This is a genomic window from Vibrio salinus, assembly GCF_021272385.1.
Taxonomy (GTDB): Bacteria; Pseudomonadota; Gammaproteobacteria; order Enterobacterales; family Vibrionaceae; genus Vibrio; species Vibrio salinus.
Map to the genome: position 1 here is coordinate 1,035,060 of NZ_JAJSDZ010000010.1, position 21,479 is coordinate 1,056,538.

At 38.3% G+C, this 21,479-nt stretch carries 19 protein-coding genes; 4 read left to right on the forward strand and 15 right to left on the reverse strand.

Annotated features, from left to right (window positions below):
- Nucleotides 1-73: 73 nt before the first annotated feature.
- Together LRQ06_RS18305 and LRQ06_RS18310 are read right to left on the reverse strand one after the other, a co-directional pair.
- Nucleotides 74-994, reverse strand: a complete 921-nt coding sequence (locus tag LRQ06_RS18305; protein ID WP_232768482.1) for an alpha/beta hydrolase — start codon at nt 992-994, stop codon at nt 74-76.
- 117 nt (nt 995-1,111) lie between these two features.
- On the reverse strand, nt 1,112-2,281 hold the full coding sequence (locus LRQ06_RS18310; protein WP_232768483.1) for a porin: 1,170 nt from the start codon (nt 2,279-2,281) through the stop codon (nt 1,112-1,114).
- A gap of 882 nt (nt 2,282-3,163) precedes the next feature.
- Between LRQ06_RS18310 and LRQ06_RS18315 the strand changes: the two genes are divergently transcribed.
- Both LRQ06_RS18315 and LRQ06_RS18320 read left to right on the forward strand, forming a co-directional pair.
- Nucleotides 3,164-4,633 carry an MFS transporter gene (locus LRQ06_RS18315; protein WP_232768484.1) on the forward strand — a complete coding sequence of 490 codons (1,470 nt, stop codon included), beginning with the start codon at nt 3,164-3,166 and terminating at the stop codon, nt 4,631-4,633.
- Nucleotides 4,634-4,672: 39 nt separating this feature from the next.
- Nucleotides 4,673-6,892 carry a family 78 glycoside hydrolase catalytic domain gene (locus LRQ06_RS18320; RefSeq protein WP_232768485.1) on the forward strand — a complete coding sequence of 740 codons (2,220 nt, stop codon included), beginning with the start codon at nt 4,673-4,675 and terminating at the stop codon, nt 6,890-6,892.
- Between the two features lie 460 nt (nt 6,893-7,352).
- On the opposite strand, the gene LRQ06_RS18325 is transcribed toward LRQ06_RS18320, so the two are convergent.
- The 11 genes from LRQ06_RS18325 to LRQ06_RS18375 form a co-directional block, all read right to left on the reverse strand.
- Nucleotides 7,353-7,580, reverse strand: a complete 228-nt coding sequence (locus tag LRQ06_RS18325) for a hypothetical protein (RefSeq protein ID WP_232768486.1) — start codon at nt 7,578-7,580, stop codon at nt 7,353-7,355.
- Between the two features lie 10 nt (nt 7,581-7,590).
- On the reverse strand, nt 7,591-7,875 hold the full coding sequence (locus LRQ06_RS18330; protein ID WP_232768487.1) for a hypothetical protein: 285 nt from the start codon (nt 7,873-7,875) through the stop codon (nt 7,591-7,593).
- Between the two features lie 1,356 nt (nt 7,876-9,231).
- Nucleotides 9,232-9,375: a YoaH family protein gene (locus LRQ06_RS18335; protein ID WP_232768488.1), complete on the reverse strand. Its 144-nt coding sequence runs from the start codon at nt 9,373-9,375 to the stop codon at nt 9,232-9,234.
- Between the two features lie 44 nt (nt 9,376-9,419).
- Nucleotides 9,420-10,565 carry a conjugal transfer protein TraF gene (locus LRQ06_RS18340; protein WP_232768489.1) on the reverse strand — a complete coding sequence of 382 codons (1,146 nt, stop codon included), beginning with the start codon at nt 10,563-10,565 and terminating at the stop codon, nt 9,420-9,422.
- Between the two features lie 60 nt (nt 10,566-10,625).
- The gene (locus LRQ06_RS18345; protein ID WP_232768490.1) at nt 10,626-11,504 is read right to left on the reverse strand and encodes a DUF2861 family protein; all 879 of its coding nucleotides are present in this window, start codon (nt 11,502-11,504) and stop codon (nt 10,626-10,628) included.
- Nucleotides 11,505-11,507: 3 nt separating this feature from the next.
- Complete coding sequence (gene vxrB, locus LRQ06_RS18350) at nt 11,508-12,167, reverse strand: response regulator transcription factor VxrB (RefSeq protein ID WP_232768491.1); 660 nt, start codon at nt 12,165-12,167, stop codon at nt 11,508-11,510.
- Nucleotides 12,142-13,593, reverse strand: coding sequence for a sensor histidine kinase VxrA (gene vxrA / locus LRQ06_RS18355; RefSeq protein WP_232768492.1), 1,452 nt, complete (start codon nt 13,591-13,593; stop codon nt 12,142-12,144). The genes vxrB and vxrA overlap by 26 nt, the downstream gene beginning before the upstream one ends.
- Nucleotides 13,594-13,752: 159 nt before the next feature.
- Nucleotides 13,753-15,129 carry a Re/Si-specific NAD(P)(+) transhydrogenase subunit beta gene (gene pntB / locus LRQ06_RS18360; RefSeq protein ID WP_232768493.1) on the reverse strand — a complete coding sequence of 459 codons (1,377 nt, stop codon included), beginning with the start codon at nt 15,127-15,129 and terminating at the stop codon, nt 13,753-13,755.
- A gap of 11 nt (nt 15,130-15,140) precedes the next feature.
- On the reverse strand, nt 15,141-16,679 hold the full coding sequence (locus LRQ06_RS18365) for a Re/Si-specific NAD(P)(+) transhydrogenase subunit alpha (protein WP_232768494.1): 1,539 nt from the start codon (nt 16,677-16,679) through the stop codon (nt 15,141-15,143).
- Nucleotides 16,680-16,973: 294 nt separating this feature from the next.
- Nucleotides 16,974-17,261 carry an HlyU family transcriptional regulator gene (locus LRQ06_RS18370; RefSeq protein ID WP_232768495.1) on the reverse strand — a complete coding sequence of 96 codons (288 nt, stop codon included), beginning with the start codon at nt 17,259-17,261 and terminating at the stop codon, nt 16,974-16,976.
- Nucleotides 17,262-17,275: 14 nt separating this feature from the next.
- A complete protein-coding gene (locus LRQ06_RS18375) occupies nt 17,276-17,650 on the reverse strand; it encodes a late competence development ComFB family protein (protein ID WP_232768496.1) in 375 nt (124 codons plus the stop codon).
- Nucleotides 17,651-17,754: 104 nt separating this feature from the next.
- Between LRQ06_RS18375 and LRQ06_RS18380 the strand changes: the two genes are divergently transcribed.
- Nucleotides 17,755-18,987, forward strand: coding sequence for a GGDEF domain-containing protein (locus LRQ06_RS18380; protein ID WP_232768497.1), 1,233 nt, complete (start codon nt 17,755-17,757; stop codon nt 18,985-18,987).
- Between the two features lie 32 nt (nt 18,988-19,019).
- Here LRQ06_RS18380 and LRQ06_RS18385 read toward each other — a convergent pair whose 3' ends face one another.
- Both LRQ06_RS18385 and LRQ06_RS18390 read right to left on the reverse strand, forming a co-directional pair.
- Nucleotides 19,020-19,178 (reverse strand): hypothetical protein, encoded by a 159-nt coding sequence (locus LRQ06_RS18385; RefSeq protein ID WP_232768498.1) that lies wholly within the window; start codon nt 19,176-19,178, stop codon nt 19,020-19,022.
- A gap of 75 nt (nt 19,179-19,253) precedes the next feature.
- The gene (locus LRQ06_RS18390) at nt 19,254-20,132 is read right to left on the reverse strand and encodes an AraC family transcriptional regulator (protein WP_232768499.1); all 879 of its coding nucleotides are present in this window, start codon (nt 20,130-20,132) and stop codon (nt 19,254-19,256) included.
- A 129-nt stretch (nt 20,133-20,261) separates the two neighbouring features.
- Between LRQ06_RS18390 and LRQ06_RS18395 the strand changes: the two genes are divergently transcribed.
- Nucleotides 20,262-21,431: an aminotransferase-like domain-containing protein gene (locus LRQ06_RS18395; protein ID WP_232768500.1), complete on the forward strand. Its 1,170-nt coding sequence runs from the start codon at nt 20,262-20,264 to the stop codon at nt 21,429-21,431.
- The last annotated feature ends 48 nt before the right edge of the window (nt 21,432-21,479 follow it).

The window sequence follows — 21,479 nt, forward strand, 5'->3', positions numbered from 1 at the left end:
CTCAATATTTAAAATATTTTAGTTTGCCTAAGAAGCTAAATTTGATTTTTATATATAAATCAAACGATTAAATTTACTTGTTCGTTACAGGAAAATATGTATGTAAAAATGCCAGCACCCGGTCTACATTCACTTTTGAATCAAACTTCTTATCGCCGTGAGTAGCATCTTTCACAAGATAGAGTTCACTGGGAACACCGGCTTTATCCAAATCCGCTTTGTAGGCCACACTCTGAGTATAAGGGACAAGGGGATCTTTTTTACCATGAAACAGTAATGTTGGAGGCGTATTTTTATTAATATAAGTCACTGGCGATGCTTTCTTCGCAATTTCCGGAATCGTGCTTGGTGCTGCACCAAGCAATAACGCCTCAGCAGTTGGACGTTTGCCTTTCTGATTATGTGCCGCACCTAAACTTAATAAGTTAGAAGGCGTATAAAAACCAACGAAAGCATCAATATTGAAATCAGCTTTGGGAACAGAAGTAATAAAATTCTTAATATGAGCGTTATTAGACATTGCTGCTAAACCCGCCAAATGAGCGCCAGCAGATCTTCCCATCATCGCTATTCGGGTCTTATCAAGATTGTAGGATAAAGCCTGTTTCCATAAAAACTCAGTTGCGTCATTAATATCCTGAATTTGTGCCGGAAATTTTGCAACCTGAGAAAGCCGGTAATCAATAGAAGCTACAGCGTAACCCGCATTAATTAACGCATTGAGCAAATTGATATTTTTTCCTTGGTAAGTAAAAACTGTTTTGTCTCCATGCATCCAGGCACCACCATGCACCCAAACAATAAGAGGGATGTTTTTCGCATCTTTTGGTAAATACAGATCAAGGTCTAACGAAGTTTTACCGACTTTCTTATAGGCAATATTCCTGACGACCTTCGCTGATTTTGTCAAAACACCTTTGACTGTTGGTTTCCATGGATTCACAGAGTTTGCTTTAGGGTTATCAGCCCTATGACTATTTTCATTTGCCTGCACTGAATTACATCCTAACAATAGAGATAAGAGTACTAAGCTTATTTTAATAAATTTTAACATTTTTCACCTATTTGATTAATTATGATCAAATATAACGCCTGACAAAATAGGCGGTACTTAAAAGTAATAACGCATACCTAAATTGATACTTTTATTTTTAACCGTATTATCAGTTGTAGTGCCAGTGAAGTTTTGATCGGCTTCAACATAAGAACCTTCGAAAAATACAACAATTTTACGATATTCCAGATCATGAGAAATACCGGCTAGAACACCATTGGATTTCACACTATCCAAACTATCATCGGAACCTGAAACATCATATTTTTCATAAACGTAATTACCATAAATTTTATTTTCTTTATTACCAAGATTAATACTGATACCTGGAGATACATAGAAAGCATCCGCTTTATCATACTGATAATAACTTGTATGAGAACCGCTGGATGTCGCTGTTGCACCAACACCTTTATAGCTGCTGTCTTCACCATGTTTAAAACCGGCATCAAAACCAAGTTTCAATCCATTTTCGAAGGTATAGCTTGTCGCCAGCATAATGGCATTTTCATGACCATCCTGATTATTGTCAGCATCTGATGCCATTTCTTTATGTCCGATAGCAATGTTAAATGCAGCTCCCTGATGACGATACAATGCTCCTGCAACATATTCACTATCTACACAACCATAGTGTTCATAGCAGGTTTGTCCGTCGTATGAATCGGTAACTCCATTACGGGCATCGGATAAATTATAGTTAGCACTAAATGTCCAGTTCTTACCGTATTTATAATCATACCTGGTGACTTCTTTGCCCCATTTATTTAAATAGAGAGGGACAATGCTTAACGTTAAATGAGATGAAGCACCCCGTAAGCTATCGATAACGGTATATTGACGTCCAAAACGAATTTCACCGTATTTTGAGCTTCCAAGACCAACCCAACCTCGTTTAATCATGAAATCACCCCAATTATCAGTGCCTCTGGTTCCGGTATCATAGCCGTCCAGCCGGGTTTCCAGCTGACCTTTAGCATATAAACCGTTTTCTAAATTCCTGAGAGCTTTAAAACCAAATCGTGACCCGGCATCATGCAAAGTAAGATGATCACTAACATAATTATCACCATCAATTGAGCTTTCCTTACTTTCATATATCAGACGAACAGAGCCATAAATATCGACACTTGCCTTATCCGTCTTATAAACATTGGTTTTTGCCATTACACCAGTTGAAGCGGTAACTGAAGCTAACGCCAAAGCTATAAATGTTTTTTTCATCATATTGACCTTCATTAGTTTATTATTAGATATTTTTGTATGTCATTCACAAACACTTGTGAAGATTTCGGCGCTCACCAAAGTAAGCGTGATTTTTTAAATATGTGAAAACCCTGACCGCCGTTCTAAAGAAGGCAGCCTTGTATGATTTGTTTATTCAGATGGCCAGAGGGCGGTTATAGCTCTGGTAAACTTTGCGTCGACGAGCAGAAACGGTCACAGTGATGATGTGTGAACATCCGCACACTTTTCATGAAAGAAATTTTTCCCCATTAAGAGGTTTGGTAAAAAGTGGTTCCCATTCAGTCAGACTATATTATCATTCGAAAAGATGTTCTGCGTATAAATATATCTATTTGATTTTTAATGAATAATAGAGAATTCGGCAGAATTTATCAGTTCTATAATGTCCTATCCAGAAATAAATCAAACTTGTTTTCATGCGATTTATTCTTACAAAATCAATTTTTACTTACAACACAAAACAACCTTAATGTTGATATAAATAACATTTAAAAACCAAAAAGTAGATATAGATCAGAATTTATCCGATAAAAATCGTTTTAGAAAAAGCAAATTATGCCTGTTTGATAAATCTATGATTACTGAAATGAATGAATAAATAGCCCTGGATGATAAAATTGATTTAGTACTTATTTCTATTGTATATGCTCAGTCTATCAGTGACCTATCTCTCCTTTTGTTTATTTATAAATAGACATTGACGAATTGTTTACTACGCTTTATTTGAATATATAACTATATTTGAATATATATTCAAATAATTTAAATAAAACTGATTAAAACCTCTAAAAATGACCCGAGACTGAATTGTGGCCATTAATGTGGTTTGGGGTTACAAATTCAGGGTAGAGGCGTTAGACAATGGAAAAAGTTAGAGTTTTAACACGAGGACAAGTAACAAAATACGCAACTGGAGACATAGTTGGCTCACTTGTTATTAATGGGGTAGCTACATTTGCACTGCTTTATTATACAGGGGCTGTGGGGTTATCCGCTACCTGGGCTGGCCTGGCTTTATCTATATCAATATTCTGGGATGCAATTTCGGACCCCATTACAGGGTATTTATCCGATAATACAAAAAGTAAATATGGCCGTCGTCATCCTTGGATGTTAATTTCAGGAATACTTCTGGCTATTTCATTTTATTTTATCTGGGTGGTCCCGGATTTTTTCAAACAAACTGAAATGTTAACTTTCAGTTATCTTTTAGCTGTGAATCTCTTAATACGCACCTTCCTTACTGGCTTTTTTGTTCCTTTCAATGCATTAGCGTATGATATTTGTACAGACTATAATGGCCGAACCAAGCTCCAAAGTGTAAAAATGCTTTTTCAAATGGGGTCTAACTTCCTGGGGCCTGGTTTAGCATGGATGATTTTCTTCCCTCAAGCAAACGATGTTAATCATTCCTCAAATTTTGAATTGATGGGGGCAGTTTTTTCTGGTGTCATTTTGTTATTTGTTCTGATTTGTACATATATGACAAAAGAACACATTATTAACTCAGAAAAAACTCATGGCACAATATCTGAAAAAGCAGGTTTCCTGTCTTTTTTTAAAGACACCAAGTTGGTATTCAAAAGTAGAGATCTAATTTTAATTTTCCTATTTGCAATATTATTTCAATCTGCTGCTGTCTTTATGGCAAATCTACAACAATATGTTTATCAATATGTTTTGCAGTTAACTGGTTTGGAAAAAACCATCATAAATGGCGGAACTATGATCGGAGCAGCATTGGGAGCTTTTATAGGCTCTTTGATTGCGGAACAAATTGGCAAGAAAAATACTAATTATGTAGCAGCGATAATTGCAACACTATCCGGAGTTGGTACTGCCTTTTTCTTACTTTCCGATTTGTTTATTCATTTTCATTTTATAAGAATCAGCATTTTTTCTATAGGAAATATCGCATTCTGGTTTGGGTTTGGAGTGACAATGCCAGTTATCGCTTCGATGATAGCAGACATTGCAGAAGCACATTATTTACAAAGTGGGCTAAACCAAGAAGGTACATTTGGTGCTGTATACAGCCTTGCTATAAAAGGCGCAACTTCATTCGGAACATTTATTGTAGGAATACTCCTTAGCTATATCGGTTTTATATCTGGTCAAGAAGCTCAATCCAATGATGTTTTGGTTAAAATTGTATTAGTTGGTTTTATTGTTGGTCCTTTATTGACAATATTCGCTTCATTATTTTTAAAAGGATATCATTTAAGCAAAGAAAACCTTGAATCAATGAGAAAGCATAAATCTGTAATTCATACGATAGACGAATCTGAAATTTTAGATAATAACTTACAACAAAATTCAACTAAAATTTAAAATTTATTGATTATATGTAATATGTCATTAGGAAAAAAGATGATTAATACAACCGCAAATTGGATTTCAGCAGAAAACATCCAAAATGATCAATTAGAGAGTGGGTCATTTGAAATAGGTTCACCGGCTATAATTTTTAAAAAAAAATGGTCTGAAAATAAAAAAATAAAAAAAGCAACATTGCAATTAACTTCTCTTGGCATTTATGTTGTAGACCTCAATGAAAAAAGAGTTTCTAATAGCAAACTATCTCCGGGCTGGTCTGACTATAACTCAAGAATTTACTATCAAAATTACGACATAACACACTTATTGGCTAAAAATAATTGCTTAGTAGTATGTGTAGGGGATGGATGGTACTTCGGAAATGTTGCTCATATTGGTCGTGGAAGATACGGGGATGAAAAAAAATCCATTATTGGTGTTGTATCAATCGAGTATGATAATGGAACAATCAAAAAGATAGTTACCGATAATTCCTGGGAAGTCTTTCAATCAAATATAATTTACAGTGATATTATAATGGGAGAAAAACATGATCATACTATAACTCCCATTTCTTTGGGTTATGCAAAAAAACAAAACTATAAGAAAAATCTTATTCCACAAGACGATGATTTAATAAGAGAAAGATTAATAATAGAACCTGGAAAAACAATAAAATATAATAGCAATAGTGAAATATATGATTTTGAACAAAATATGGTTGGTTGGGTGAAATATGAAATTCAGGGTAATAAGGGAGATAACGTAAGTTTTCAGTATGCAGAAGCCATGGCTAACAATGATATATATAATCAAAATTTAAGAAAGGCAAAACAAAAAGATACCGTCATTTTAAATGGTAAAAAAAATGAATTCTTCGAAACTGAATTTACATATCACGGATTCAGATATGTAAAAGTCACCCATCCAGAATCAGTCAAAATATTAAGCGTAAAAGCTGTTGTTGCGCACTCTGGTAATGGTATAAGTAGTAAATTCAATTGCTCCCACTCTTTACTAAACCGTCTTTTCATGAATATACAATGGAGCCAAAGAGGAAACTTTGTGTCTATTCCAACTGACTGTCCGCAAAGAAATGAAAGAATGGGATGGTTAGGAGATGCACAAATATTTTGCAAAACTGCACTTTATAATATGGATTGTAAAGCTTTTTTTGAAAAATATCTTAACGATATCAGAGACTGTCAGCGAGATGATGGTGCAATACCAGATGTAGCTCCCTTTATAAATGCAATGTCTATAGATGGGTTTGGTGGAGATGAGTACCTAGGGTTGAAATATGGAACAGGAGGTTGGGCTGATGCGGTAATTATAATAAGCTATCAGCTATATAACCACACGGGAGATAAAAAAATACTTATCGATAATTATGAAGTTATGAGTAAATTGATTGATTATTATATAGATACATCTGATTCATTCATAAGACCAAATGAAGGATATGGGGATTGGTTATCTGTCGGAGAAACTAGTAATAGATCATACATTGCTACTGTTTACTTTTATTATTCAACATATCTATTATCCTATATATCCCAGGTTATAGGTAAATATGATGAACAAGAAAGGTTCTCTATTTTAGAGAAAAAAATAAAATCAAGAATTCAGGAGCATTTCTTTACCGATGATTTTATTTGTAAAATGACACAAACAGAATCTCTCTTAGCTCTAAAATTCAATTTATTACCAGAAAAAAGGGATTACTTGTCAAATATTTTAATTAATAATATCAAACGAAATAAATACAAACTTTCTACTGGATTTATCGGTGTAAGTTATTTATTGCCGGTATTATCTGACATTGGTTTCTCCGATATTGCTTATAAAATTTTACTCAATGAAAGCAACCCGTCATGGCTTTACTCAGTGCTGCAAGGAGCAACGACTATTTGGGAACGTTGGGATTCATACACACATTCCGGTGGGATCAATACTGAAAGCATGAACTCATTTAACCATTATTCTCTTGGCTCAGTTGGTCAGTGGTTAATAGAATATATGGCTGGCATAAACATCAATCATGGCAAAGGGAAAGAGAGCTTTATAAAACCCATTATTGATAAAACAAAATCTATTGAATTTTGCGAAGCAAGTATTATAGCAAAAGATGGGCTATATCATATCCGTTGGGATTGGATTGATGAAAGTAGTATAAAAGTAATCATTAAAACACCAGTATTAACAAAAGTTATATTACCAGATTCAACAGAAACCACTGTCGAAGGTAAATCTCAATTTGTTATTAAAATTTGACGATGAAACACCGACTATTGGAAAAATTCATTTACTAAAATGATAACTATTTGCTGTAATTCTATTTAAAATATCTTGGTAACAAAACTAGCTTATTACAAGTTTTAATAAGATGAAATTTAGTGACAGAGGTTAATGTCTTTACTGGCATTTTCTGGCGTTTTATACATTCGTCTATCGCAAAAAAGAGAGAGAAGACTTGTGATAGACAATCCGTATGGTAGCTAAATTGGGATAGAAGCTAATAATCTGAACGTAAATCTATGATTATACAGATGATTATTAGCTATTTTATGGTAAATATGGTTATGTTTAATGTGTGCTATACGAGATAGTAGGTAACAGATAAGGAACAGGCACAATTCACACCAAACATACTATTTAACATAATATACATAATGCGTACTTTAATTGTAAGGCGTGTTGTGGTTGTTTTGAGTACCAATCCAATCATAAATGGTTAATTAATTACTGTGATATAAGCAACGTGATTGTTTAGCAACCTGTTAATTTCACGAGCCTCTTGCTCTGTTGTCCCAGGTTTCATTTCAATATACATACAGCCGGTATCATGGATAAACGGTAGCTGTGTTGTGTCAGGGCAACACTCTAAAGCCCAAACAGATGGTGTTTCAGAATGAGGAAGTTCTTTGAGTCTATATCTACAATCTGCTCTATAGGTCGACATAACATTTCTCCTAAGCTGCATCATATTTTTTTAACAAGTCAGTGATTAGGATTTCTGTAGCGGATGATCCAGAGTGAAGCAACACATTACAATCATCACTGGAGAGCATGCCTTTGATAGATTTTCCAACATGAACGGGAAATGACCACTCTCGGATATCAATTCGTAATTTCAACGTATTATCAATCAATTGTAATCTAGCATATGGCTGCTCATTTTTAACGTCATGAGCCTTTTGGGCACCTTCGATAGATTGAGCAATCTTTTCCCTGATTTGTTCGTTAATGCGTAACATCAAATCCCCCTACACTCATGAAACCCTAATATGCATCAATGAGTATAGTTCAATCATCTAAGACTTTTTAGATTGCCTAGAAATCTGACTTTGAAGTAGCTCCATTCTCATCCGAGTAAAAGAATGTTTTGCCATTTCGAGGTGGTCGTCGCATAAAAGCGGCTCAGTGGATACCATCAAAAGAGAATGATGGACACCCTAAAATGAGATTTAAAAATCAGGATTAAGATATTAGTAAATAAATATTTATATGTTTTATATACATGCAATATATTAACCAATTTTCAAACCAGCAGAAGATTAGATATAATATGCATCAATTTAAATAATGGAGAACTAAATTACATTAACTCAATCATGCTTTGAACTCATTACGCAATGTTTCCCACAAACCAATGACCACCGGAACAGCTGCCCCCACTACACCGCCATAGTGAACCCCTGAATTTGTAATCGATGCGGTTAACAGCATCGGACGCAACCAGCGCCAGCCCTTTTTATGTTGATGGCTGAGACAAACGATACCTATTTGTTTACTGGAAAGTTGTTCATAATAGACTCTTTAGTTTTAACACCTGTAAATAGCATATGCATTATATTAAAATATTTCTACTTTAAATTAGTCAGGTGCAACAATGATAGATAACGAAGAACTTACCCGGACAACTCACTTTTATCAAAATAGTAAGGGGCAAAAGTTTTGCCTGAATTGCGTTAATAACTCAAATAAAAAGGTCAAACTCAAACCCATTTATGTTGCGACCAGGGATGAAGATAGCCATGAAATAATTGAGGAATGGACTGAGTACGTGTGTCCAGACTGCCGAACAAGAGTAAAACCATAACACTCCCCTGTACCAGGGTGAGATTATCAAAATCTCACCTTATCTAACTGAACTTTTCATCTGTTACATCGTAACGAACTGTTTTCTGATAAGAATTAGCTTTCTTTATTGTTGATCGCGATTTAATTATTTTATAGTTCAATTTAAAATTAGTTATAGTGCATTAATTAATTCAGAATGATTAACTATGTAAGATCAACACCACCAAATCCATAGATCCTTTTATGATCTTTAATCAAAAAGTTAGTAAGCACTCATTCTCAATAGAATTTAATTTCAATATAACCTATTGAAATTAAATTAAAATTGTTATTAACTCCTAAATATCAAACAAGATCATTTATGGAAAACACTTAATTCAACTATTGAATTTACCGACTAAAACGAATCTGACAAAACTCTTTTTCAGTTAATAAAAAGAAAATAAGAGAAATAAAATGCAGGGAATACAGGATAAAAAACCAGTCAGGAAGAGCATGCCTGCCCTTCCTGACTGGTTAGTTAAAAGATATTAATCAGAGGTGGATTGTTCACGAATTTTTTGGGCTACCATTTTAATGGCTTCCGCTGTACTGATACCTTTTGCCATTAATTTTTGAATTTCTTCGACCGCTTTCTGCTGCTGTTCATGAGTAAGCGATAAATCATCAAACATAAAAAAGCTCCTTGTTTAAAAGGAGCTCAAGCTTATCCATTTGATTAATACGTTGCAAGGAAATTCACGTAGGCACCCATGGCATCTTCGTTGGTATAAGAACCGGCAATATCAATTTCAAATAAGCCCAGAGGCGATAAGCCAATACCCGCGGTAACTGTGTCTTCACTATTACTGTAAGCAAGGTTCTTCATGTAGCCGGCGCGCAGTTTCAATTGACGCATGATGTCTATCTCACCACCAACTCTCAGCATTTGAGTGTTATCATTAAAAGCCACATAGCGTTCAAGTTCATTCAAATCATAGTCAACACTAATTGTTGCATAATCTGCAACCAAGCCGACACCAAGTGTGTACTGCGGTTCCAGCTTGTACTGATAAGACTGACTGGATGACCCAAAGGTATTCGTCTGTATATCCTTTGCAATAAGGTTCCGTCCTGAGATACCAACTCTCACGGGACCATAAAACCACAATAATCCAGCATCGATATTAAAATGATTAACATAGTTGTCGTTTTCATCAACATCCGTTAAATCGAAATTATTTACAGATGCCTGATAAACATAAGTATAAATACGCTGAACTTTGGGCGAGATTCCAATGGCCATATGCTGGCCAAGAAAGTTCATATATTTTCCAACATTGACACCAGCTTCAGAAACGGCAACTGAAACAGCATCAATAGTGGTATTCTGAGCCCGGGTTAAGGTGTCAGCATCATTTGCAACATCCGGAGTGACAAACGTCTCGGCATATACTTTACCGAAAAGCGTCATGGACAAATATTGATTTGGAATTCCAATGGCAGCAGCAAGACCAACTTCGACTTTAGCCTGGCTTCCATCCATGGCATCTAGCTCTGCAGCAAGATTTGACTCTTGCGAAGTGTCCCCACCCTCAACCGCTTTAATAATATCAGAAATATTATCGACGGAATCCATCAACTTATCCTGATCATCATAATTCAGACCAATAGAAGGTAAGATCATTCCGGCATCATCATTACGTCGATAAATCGCTACCAGAGCCGGATTATAAAATGGAGCTGTCAGATAAGTACCGGATACAACACCGACTCCGCCCATGGCATCGCCACGTGCTTCAACCGAATAGGAACCAGCGTAAGCAAAAGAAACAGAGAAAAAAGACAACGCTGATACAGTTAATAATTTGATATTTTTAATCATAGAGCCATATACCAAAACCAGATCTTAAATATATAGCGACTGACAAAAGGCAAACTTTAGCTATTCATCATTAGAAATATCATAAGTTTTGCTTATAACCTGAGAATTTTCAACAGCAATTGGTCCCTGCCATCGTTGCTGATTCATGGAAACAGCTAACACATAGCGATTGGGTGGCAAAATATTGGATTCAAGGGATGAAGGATAATCGGACTCGTAGGATTTATGCCATTTTTCCTTATATTTACCATCTACGTACTGATAAATTGATACATTCAGTTTTGGCAATGGACAATATGGATTTTGCAATGCCGTTCTTTTTACATCCCACTGATCTTTGGCAACCCAATAAACCGAATTATTATTACCACTATGACTCAGAATAACCCAGGTACTCCAGGAATCACTATCGTCTTTCGTTATAATCAGACGATACAACCCAATATCAAGAGGAGACGCCAGATTATATCTTTTAATATATGTCAAAGCGTCATTAGTGACGCCGTCACTTGAAAGCTGATTAAAGGTGGAATCCTGAGAAATTGAGCTGTTAACCCATTTAGTTAATGAGATATCCCTGATCTGATTATCAGTAACGGCATCAACAATAAGCTGATAGGCTTCCCGTCCGGGGCTCTGAATTTCAATATTTCTTATTGTGACGGACTGAATCCAGTCAGGAAACGGCTGTTCTGACAAGCCCTTACCGCAATCTACATTCAAAGATTGAAGTAATAAATTATTAAGGTGTAAATCTAATGACTTAGTGTGCTGACTCTGCCAGACTTCCACCAATGAATCAAACATCGATGGAAGTTCATTATTCAGCAAATGCTGATGCGCCTGAGTCAGAGGCGTGTTTTTCTCAAACCAGGCAGAATTGGCAGAAGGAACGACAAGCGACGCTCCCAATATTAACGCAATGACTTTTCTGTTCATGCACTAGGCTTTCATTTTATAACCGACACCACGTAACGTCTCGATTTCCAGTCCTGGTAATTTTTGACGAAGCTGCAATACATGTGTATCGACAGTCCGGGTAGTCGGAAAATGATTATAACCCCATACATGATCCAACAGCTCATCCCGGGTAAAAACACGCCCAAGATTGCTGGCTAAAAACAGCAATAGATCAAATTCTGTTCTGGTCAAAGTAATGGATTCTTCGTTATAAAACACTTCCCTTGTTGCTTTATCAATGACAAGATTCTTTGTGACAACTTTTGTTGATTCGTCATCCTGCCCTTCAGGAAGTCTCAACTGAGCACGAATTCTTGCAAAAAGCTCTGCTTCCGCAAAAGGTTTGGTTAAATAATCATTAGCACCGGAATCTAAACCAGCGACTTTGTCTTTTACTGTCACTAAAGCTGTTAGCAGAATGACAGGCACATCTTTAAGCGCCTTCCACGTAGTCAGGTGCTCCACGGAATCGCCGTCTGGAAGTTGTCTGTCCAGTATTACCAGATCGGCCTCTTCCCATAACGGCTTAACTTCCGATATTCTTTCCGCATGTAAACAGTTATATCCCGCTTGTTCAAGACTAACGAGTAATCCATCAGCTAAGTTTTTATCATCTTCAACGAGAAGCAACGTCTGTTTCACAGGGTATCTCCAAAATAAATGTCGTCGGTGGACCGATCAGCGTCATCTTACCGCCCATTCGGTTCACCATTGATTCAACTATTGTTAGTCCGAGTCCAAGTCCGCTTTTACTCACAAATGGCTTGCGCAACTGACGCCAGTCTTTGTCAGTCAATTGTCCTTGGTCGACCACTTTAAAAGTGACCATGTCACTTGATGTTTCAACGTCCAGATGAACAGGAGCAACACCATACTTAAGCGCATTACGCAATAAATTATCAATACATGTTCCCAACCAATAAACATTCAACGAAGCTGAAACATCTTTATCTATTGAGAACGTAACCTTTTGATCAAATTCTTCTTCAACTTTAAATTCAAGCCATTCAGAGATAGACGAAACCATTTCAGTAGATAGTGGTTTCGTGTCTGACTGAAGATAGTCTTTGCTCGCTTCAGCTAACTGTCTTAAACGCCTTGAATCTTCACATAAACGTCTGAATTCGTCATAAACAGATTCAGGTAATTTTTCAAATTCTCTTCGGAACCCCTCTACCGTTAATGACAAGCTGGCGATGGGTGTTCTGAGCTCATGGGTTAGTATTTGTAACACCAACATACGGCTCTTAAGTTCACGTTTTTTTGAGTTCCAGCGATAATATAACCAGCCAATAATTAAGAGAAGGTTAACGGCAACCAGTCCAACCAATATATATCTTAATATTTCTGATTGATCTTCTTCCGCCCAACATAGATTCCCCCGCTGAACAAAACAAGTATCAGCATTTCCGACTAAATGGTGATCCAACCCCATTTTTTTCGCATTATAGTGCCAGACATTTGCGGGGAAAATGTAATATCGGTATCCCTTTCTAAGCCATAACTCACCATTTTCAGCGAACATGCTAGCACCAGAAATAAGGGCAGTAATAGAATCGCCATCCATCCTCTGCAAACGACCTAATAAACTGTCTTCTGAAGCTACCGGCCTTTCCTGAATATGCATGTATTGCTTCAACGCATCATATTTATCCGGATATCTTTTAATATATCTGGCAGCATAAGTTCCGCCCCCAGGATGAATTAAAGCACTTCTCGCAAACCAACGTTTCGCTAACTTGGTGCCTTTGCACATGGTTCGCGTAAATACAAGAGGCTCCGTAATAAGAGGGCTCAGTGGCAACGCACCCGTACAAGTTTGTGACAGATGATATAACTGCTGAATATCCTTTAACGGATATTTCGAAGTTTGAGGCAGCATTGCATCCGGAGTAAGAAGCCGGTTGGGATATTCCGCTTCTATTTTCCGTATATCATAAGAAACTACTGCGTCGGTAAAATTAAAAGTAGAAACAAAATTATTTATCTTACCGGGCAAAGAATCAGCATTTGCAAACGTTGAAAACAGCGCTACCAAACCTGTAAGCACAATTCTTCTTATTATCATTACTCCGTTTGACTCTAATACGTAGCACAAGTTCAGTGAACATGACTGCTATTATTAACAATATAACTGCGGGTCATGTTATCTGTGTGTCAATTATATTTAAAGCAAATAAAATAAAAGCCAGCTATTGCTGGCTTTTTAAACAAAGAATCGTCTTTGTTATAGAGCTTTGGAAATTGCATCCACACTTTCTTTAGCATCCCCAAATAACATTTGAGTATTTTCTTTAAAGAATAATGGGTTTTGAACACCTGCATATCCAGTGTTCATTGAACGTTTAAATACAATCACGTTCTGAGCATTCCAAACTTCCAGAACCGGCATTCCGGCAATCGGACTATTTGGATCTTCCAGGGCCGCGGGGTTAACCGTGTCATTAGCACCAATAACCAAAACCGTATCTGTTTCAGAGAAATCATCATTAATTTCATCCATTTCCAGTACGATATCGTATGGTACTTTTGCTTCGGCAAGCAGAACGTTCATATGACCAGGTAAACGACCGGCAACCGGGTGAATACCAAAACGAACCTCAATACCTTTCGCTCTAAGTTTCTCGGTAATTTCGTAAACCGGATACTGGGCCTGCGCGACGGCCATACCATACCCAGGAGTGATAATTACTGATTTAGAGTCTTTCAGCATGTTTGCAACTTCTTCAACAGTTGTTTCGCGGTGTTCCCCTTGCTCTGCATCATCAGAAATAATAATTTCCTGTCCGAATCCACCAGCAATAACGCTGATAAATGAACGGTTCATTGCTTTACACATGATATAAGAAAGGATAGCACCTGATGAACCAACTAAAGCACCGGTTACAATCAGAAGGTCATTTGCCAACATGAAACCTGCTGCTGCTGCTGCCCACCCCGAATAGGAGTTCAGCATTGAAACCACAACCGGCATATCGGCACCACCAATAGAAGCAACCAGATGATAACCAAAGGCAAATGCAATAAGTGTCATCACAATCAGTGCGAACATACTACCGTTAACATTCAGAAAGTAGTTAAGCAATAATAGTGATACAACGATCGCAGCCAGATTCAGCTTGTGTTTATGAGGAAGATTAAGCGGAGATGATTTGATCGAACCGCGTAGTTTTCCGAATGCAACAACCGAACCGGTAAAGGTTACAGCACCAATGAAGATACCGACAAACACTTCAACTAAGTGAATAACATGTTCAGCATGTGTTGCGGTTTCAGCCGGATCCAGATAGCTACTAAAGCCAACGATAACAGCCGCTAAACCAACGAAGCTATGAAGAATAGCGACCAGTTCGGGCATCTGAGTCATTTCAACTTTTTTAGCCAGATGGATACCAATAGCACCACCGATCACCATCGCAACAATCACCCAAGCCAGTCCTTCAGCACTTGGGCTGAAAATGGTCGCGATCAGGGCAATGGTCATACCGGTAATACCATAGTAGTTACCGGCTTTTGCTGAAGTTTGCTTAGACAGACCTGCCAAGCTCATGATAAAGAATAATGCAGCAACGATATAAGCTGCTTGTACTAATCCTGCAGACATACGTTACTCCTTTAGTCTTTACGGAACATCTCAAGCATACGCTTGGTCACAGTGAAACCACCGAAAATATTTATGCTGGCAATAAGTATGGCGACAAATGCCAATACGGAAACTACACCATGGCCCTGACCAATTTGCAGCAAAGCACCAACAACAATAATTCCGGATATCGCATTTGTTACTGACATCAATGGCGTATGTAATGAATGGGTGACATTCCAGACGACATAGTAGCCAACAACACAGGCAAGAACAAAAACGGTGAAATGGCCTAAAAATGCAGCCGGAGCCACGGAAGCGACCCAGGCAAAAGCACCGACGGCAACAACCAAACCTGCCAGTTTTTTAACAGGTGAAACCGGTTTTTCTTCTTTTGGTTCAGGTTTAGCGGCAGCAGGAGCTGGCTTAGCCTGAGGTTGTGCAGAAACTTTAATCGGCGGAGCCGGCCAGGTTACTTCACCGTCTTTAACAACGGTCACACCACGAAGCACAACGTCTTCGAAGTTAATATCAATGTTGCCATCTTTTTCTTTGCAAAGAAGCTTCATTAAATTAACAAGGTTTGTAGCATAGAGCTGAGATGACTGTGTAGGTAAACGGCTAACCATATCGGTATAACCAATGATTTTCACGCCATTTTCAGTTGTAATCACTTTATCAGCGACAGTGTAATCACAGTTACCACCATTGGCTGCAGCCAAATCGACGATAACACTCCCCGCCTTCATGCTATCAACCATTTCTTTAGTGATAAGTTTTGGAGCAGGTCTGCCAGGAATAAGTGCCGTTGTGATGATGATATCAACGTCTTTAGCCTGCTCTGCGTACAGTTCTGCAGCTTTCTTGTTGAATTCATCTGACATTTCTTTGGCATAACCGTCACCGGAACCAGAATTCTCCTGATAGTTAACTTCAAGGAATTCTGCGCCCATAGACTGGACTTGCTCTTTTACTTCCGGACGGACATCAAATGCACGAACAACGGCACCAAGGCTACCTGCAGCACCAATTGCAGCCAGTCCGGCAACACCGGCACCGGCAACGAACACTTTCGCAGGTGGCACTTTACCGGCAGCAGTAATCTGACCAGTAAAGAAACGGCCAAACTCATGAGCGGCTTCGACAACAGCACGGTAACCCGCAATATTAGCCATTGATGACAATGCATCAAGAGCCTGAGCACGTGAAATACGTGGAACGGCATCCATAGCTAAGACATTAATTTTTTTACCTGACAATTTTTCCATCAACTCTGGATTTTGAGCAGGCCAGATAAAGCTAACGAGTGTTGTCCCTTCTTTAATTGACTCGATCTCTTCATCGGTTGGAGCATTCACTTTAAGGATAAGCGGACATTCCCACACTTTTTCCTTAGAAACGACAGAAGCTCCGACAGCTTCAAAAGCAGAATCTTCAAAACTTGCACAGTCCCCTGCTGTAGATTCAATAGCAACATCAAATCCCAGCTTAATTAGCTGTGTTACCGAAGACGGTGACGCAGCAACTCGCGTTTCTCCCGCGAGCAGTTCTTTAGGCACACCAATTTGCATAGCATTTCCTTGACTATTGGCACAATAAAATATAATTGTGTAGTTGTTTTTATTGACAAGAAGTATAACTTCAAGCCATTTATAATAACAATTGAAATAATAATTACTTATAACCGTACGGAATGTTTTATACGGTAATAAGATTCCGTGTCCGGGGTTAATTATAAACACACAATGACACCACCATCACTCGTTAAAAGAACGTTGGACACTATGATGATTTTGACCAGAGTGAGCTTTCAGCTTAATCGCTTATGACTCACTCATGTTGATTTGAATCAATCTGTTATCGACTTAAGAAAAGATTTTATCGCCCATTTGATCAATGAGCATTTTTGCCTTACGAACCATCAGCTCATCCGCATCTTCTCTTGTCATCAACACATCGGATCGGATGAAAAGATGTTCCTTTGCTTCCTGCTCTCCCTGAGCAGGAGTACAAATTCGGCCGGCTATCCGGAACTGGCCATTTTCCGGCCGGGCTTCCGGAAAAATGAGGTATGACTTATACGAAATGGGTTCAACTTCCGGTGAACTCTCTTCCTTTTTTTTACTACCAAACAACGCTGACAGAAATCCCACAAAAAACTCCTTAATTAATCATTATGCGGACGAGGCACTATCGGTTTTTCAAACCACTCTAACTCGATATCGTCTTTGTACCGGGTCGTAGAGATAATAACTGGCACATCATCTTCATTTCGGTTCTGCCGTCTATCGTTTTGAATCATAGATTCCGCAGCAGCTAAAGCACTTTCAGCGCTTTCTTTGAAATTAACTGCTCTAGCTTCAGGGAGTTTGGATAAAAAATCAATATCGTAGCGAATATAAACAGGTCTGAGCTGTGATAGAGCCAGACAAGCCAAATCTGCCAGTTGTTCTTCTGAATATTTTTCTGTGAAGTCGGAAGCCGCTAGCATTTGACCCACTATCGTTTCCATATAATTGTGCACATCAGAACTAATATTCATATAAAAGACTCCGTAATTGATAATCAGAGATTTTAGGTATCTTTACGGTAATTTTTACAGTAAAGTAACGCCGTTTAATTAGAAGAATAAACTATTTTAACTGAATGTCCGCTTTTACTTCCTGGTTTCGTTTTATATTTCCGATTTTGGTCGCAATAACCGTTAGCACTGTGCTGGTTAAGGCTCAGGAAGCTATGCCCTTTACCCGGGATTCTATCGCGATATTACCCTATATTTTTAATGCAATTATTCTAATTTTAGCATTAATGTTCAAACGAAGCCGGATAGCCATGTTAGCTCTGGCGAATGTCGCCGCTTACGCCATCATACAGTCCCGATTACAAACCCCTCTTTCTCTGGGCTCAACATTCCTTGAGTATTGCTTGCTGGTCTTTCTCTACCCGGTTGCTCTTTACCTGATATATTTGTTTAAAAATGCCAATGTGCTGACCAAGGGCACACTTTACTATCTGTTCATTCTGTCGCTTCTGGCTGGATGGTCTGCAGTGATTATTGAAAACTATCAGGAACTTCAACTGGTCGAAACATTCAAAACCCTTCTCTACTATTATGCTTCGTTCTCCAGATTACCCGTTCTTTTGTTTCTGTATCTTTTTGCTTTGCTGGGCATCAGTGCCATCATGCACCTTAATTACGGTAAGCAGATAAATACGGCCATTTATACCAGTATGACTTTTTTTGTCACCATGGCCGTTCTTTTTGATACCCGGTTAATCTCTTCTACCCTGTTTTCAATCGAAGCTCTGTTTCAGATTACTTACATGGTATTGCATATAAGAACCGTTGCTTATAAAGATAAACTGACCGATCTGGCAAGCAGAAGAGCACTTGAACTGGAATTCATGCAGTTGAACAGGCGTTACAGTGTCGCAATGATCGATGTTGATCACTTCAAAAAGTTTAATGATAAATTTGGTCATGATGCCGGGGACGACGTTCTTCGTTTGGTTGGTACACACTTAAAGAGTCATTGCAAAAAAGCGCAGGTCTACCGGTATGGTGGAGAAGAATTTACGGTCATTTATAAAGGGAAATTAGCCAATGACGCAAAAGAAAATCTGGAAGAATTACGAGAAGCTATCTCAAATTATGAAATGAAGATCCGGAACCCGGATACACGCCCCAAGATTAACACTTTCGGAGCGTTAAAGCGAAGCAATACAAACTTAGAATATCAGACAGTCAAAGTCACCATTAGCATTGGTGTCAGCGATAGCTCTTTGGCTTCATCCTCAGATGAAGTACTAAAATTAGCGGATGAAGCTTTGTATGAAGCCAAACAAAAAGGAAGAAACAGAGTCGTTGTAAGCCATTAATTAATCGTTCGGCCCATGAACTCACAACTTTCCTATTCCATGTTTTTTCGGTGTTTTTGGGTTTGTTTTTCCATCCAGAACTCACAAGCAAAACGCTCAGACTTTGTCGGATTTCCCCAGGCACTGCAAATATCACCGGTAGATTCCGTTTTTCTTTCATACTGCCGACAGTTTCCACAGCATTTCTTCATGCTATATTTCCCTATTTGACAAACATTGAACATAACAAGTATTCCATATAACCAGACGGTTTTATCTGACCTCTATCAATAGAAACCAATGGGTAAACAAAAGTCCAGTTCGAACCGTTCATCCTCTTCAATAAAGTGGTTTCGGTAATAACGAACATAAGCTGGTGTTGATTTCATTTTCATGTCGGATTCCGGTAACCATTTTTCCTGAATCAAACTAATGTGCGGCAGCAATTCCCCATATTTCCCGGTTAAATGAAATTTTGCATATAGCCCCTTAGGAATCGTCATTTGATTAACAACCGTACGAGTCTTAATTGGTGATTGTATCTCCACACAGGCAACATAACGGCATTTATCTAAATCGACACAAATTGGGTTAGAGTGATGCAGGCCGAACTGAACATCAAAAGAACGTCCTTCAGACTGAGTCCATGCCTTAAGCACCTGCCAGGCTCTTTTAATTGACCTGTTGTAACCAACATGTCGGACGTAAGCAACATGTCTGTCGGGTAATTCGACCAGCTCAGGTTCACTGACAGTCTGCTGTGAAATCCTCTTGTAGCTATCAGCGACCTCAGGATCCCGTAGATAGGGTTTGACCAAATTGGAATTTACCGCATTTTTCCAGTTTCCAGGAGAAACATCAAAAGCGCCTTTAAACGCACGGGAAAAAGAAGATACTGAGCTAAATCCACAACGATTAGCGATATCTAAAACCGTGGTATGTCTATCAAACATAAGCTGATTCGCCGCATATTCTAACCGGGTTCTCTTTATATACTGGTGAACATTTTCGCCCACAACCGACTTAAATACCCGATGGAAATGCTGCTCAGAATAAGCCGCAACTTTCGCCAGCGAAGACGCGGACAACTCTTGGCTAATATCCTTATGAATCTGGTAAAGGACATCATTAATTCTGGAAATTTTTTGGGATTGTTTTTCAGACACAACAAATAATCATATAAACGGACAATAATAATAGCATAAATGGACAAGCCAAAATCATCAACAATTTGTAGTCTACGTATTAAACATATTTACTGTTATTCATTAACATACTCAATACCGGAGCCTGCTATGGAAATTGCCCAGTCATTACAAAATGTTCAATCCTCATATATCAGAGAAATTCTTGAAGCGGCAAGCGCACCGGATGTCATTTCTCTGGCGGGTGGGCTACCGGATAAAACCACTTTTCCTATCAATATCTTGCGCCCTATTTTTGAGTCGCTTGCGGATAATGAAATGGTCTTTCAATATGGTAATACTGCTGGTTATACACCATTATTAAACCATTTAAAAAAGCGTTACCAATTACCGGAGCATCATGCTGCAGTAGTTACAACAGGCTCTCAGCAAGGTCTGGATCTTCTTGCCCGCGCCTACATCAATCCCGGCGATAAAATTGCGATGGAAGCACCGAGCTATCTGGGTGCAATGCAGGTTTTCGGGCTTGTACAGGCCGACATTCTTCCTATCCCTCAAAATGCCGAAGGCCCGGATTTACAAGCACTAGAAATCTGTTTTCGGGAACATAAACCAAAGCTCTTCTATACCGTTCCGGATTTTCATAACCCAACCGGTGTTTCCTGGTCTTTGCCAACCCGCCGTAAAGTTGCAGAACTGTGCAATAGTTACGGTGTCACCTTAGTAGAAGACGCACCATACAGAGAACTTCGCTTTACCGATGTCATGTTACCTATGTCCTCTTCATTCTGCCCAGATAACAGCATTGTTTTACGCTCATTTTCTAAAATAGCTTCCCCAGGACTGCGAATCGGAGTTGCAACAGGAAAAGCATCACTGATTAACCCGATGATAAAAGTAAAACAAGGCGCTGATTTACATTCAAGTATCCCCATGCAGGCATTACTGGTTGGTTTACTGACAGACAAAGATTTTGACAGCCATCTGGTCAACGTCAGAAAACATTATGCAGAAAAATACTATCAAATGGAAAAAGCATTAAAAGCTTACCTTCCCAATTCCTGCTCATTTGAACCCGCTAAAGGCGGCATGTTTGTTTGGGTAAGTGTCCCTGAGTGCGACACGTTTGAACTTGCTTCTAGATCGTTAAAGAATAAGGTAGCAGTTGTACCTAGTACCGTTTTTTATCCAAAAAATGTGACCGGAAAATCGGCCTTAAGGTTAAATTTCACCAATTCAACTGGCGAAGAAATGCAAAACGCTATCAAATGTTTAAGCAAAGTAATTGAAGATTTTACAGCTGAACAGACCGTTGCTTAGAATTCATCTAATTAAAATTTCAATCTGTAGATAATCAAACCTGCACAA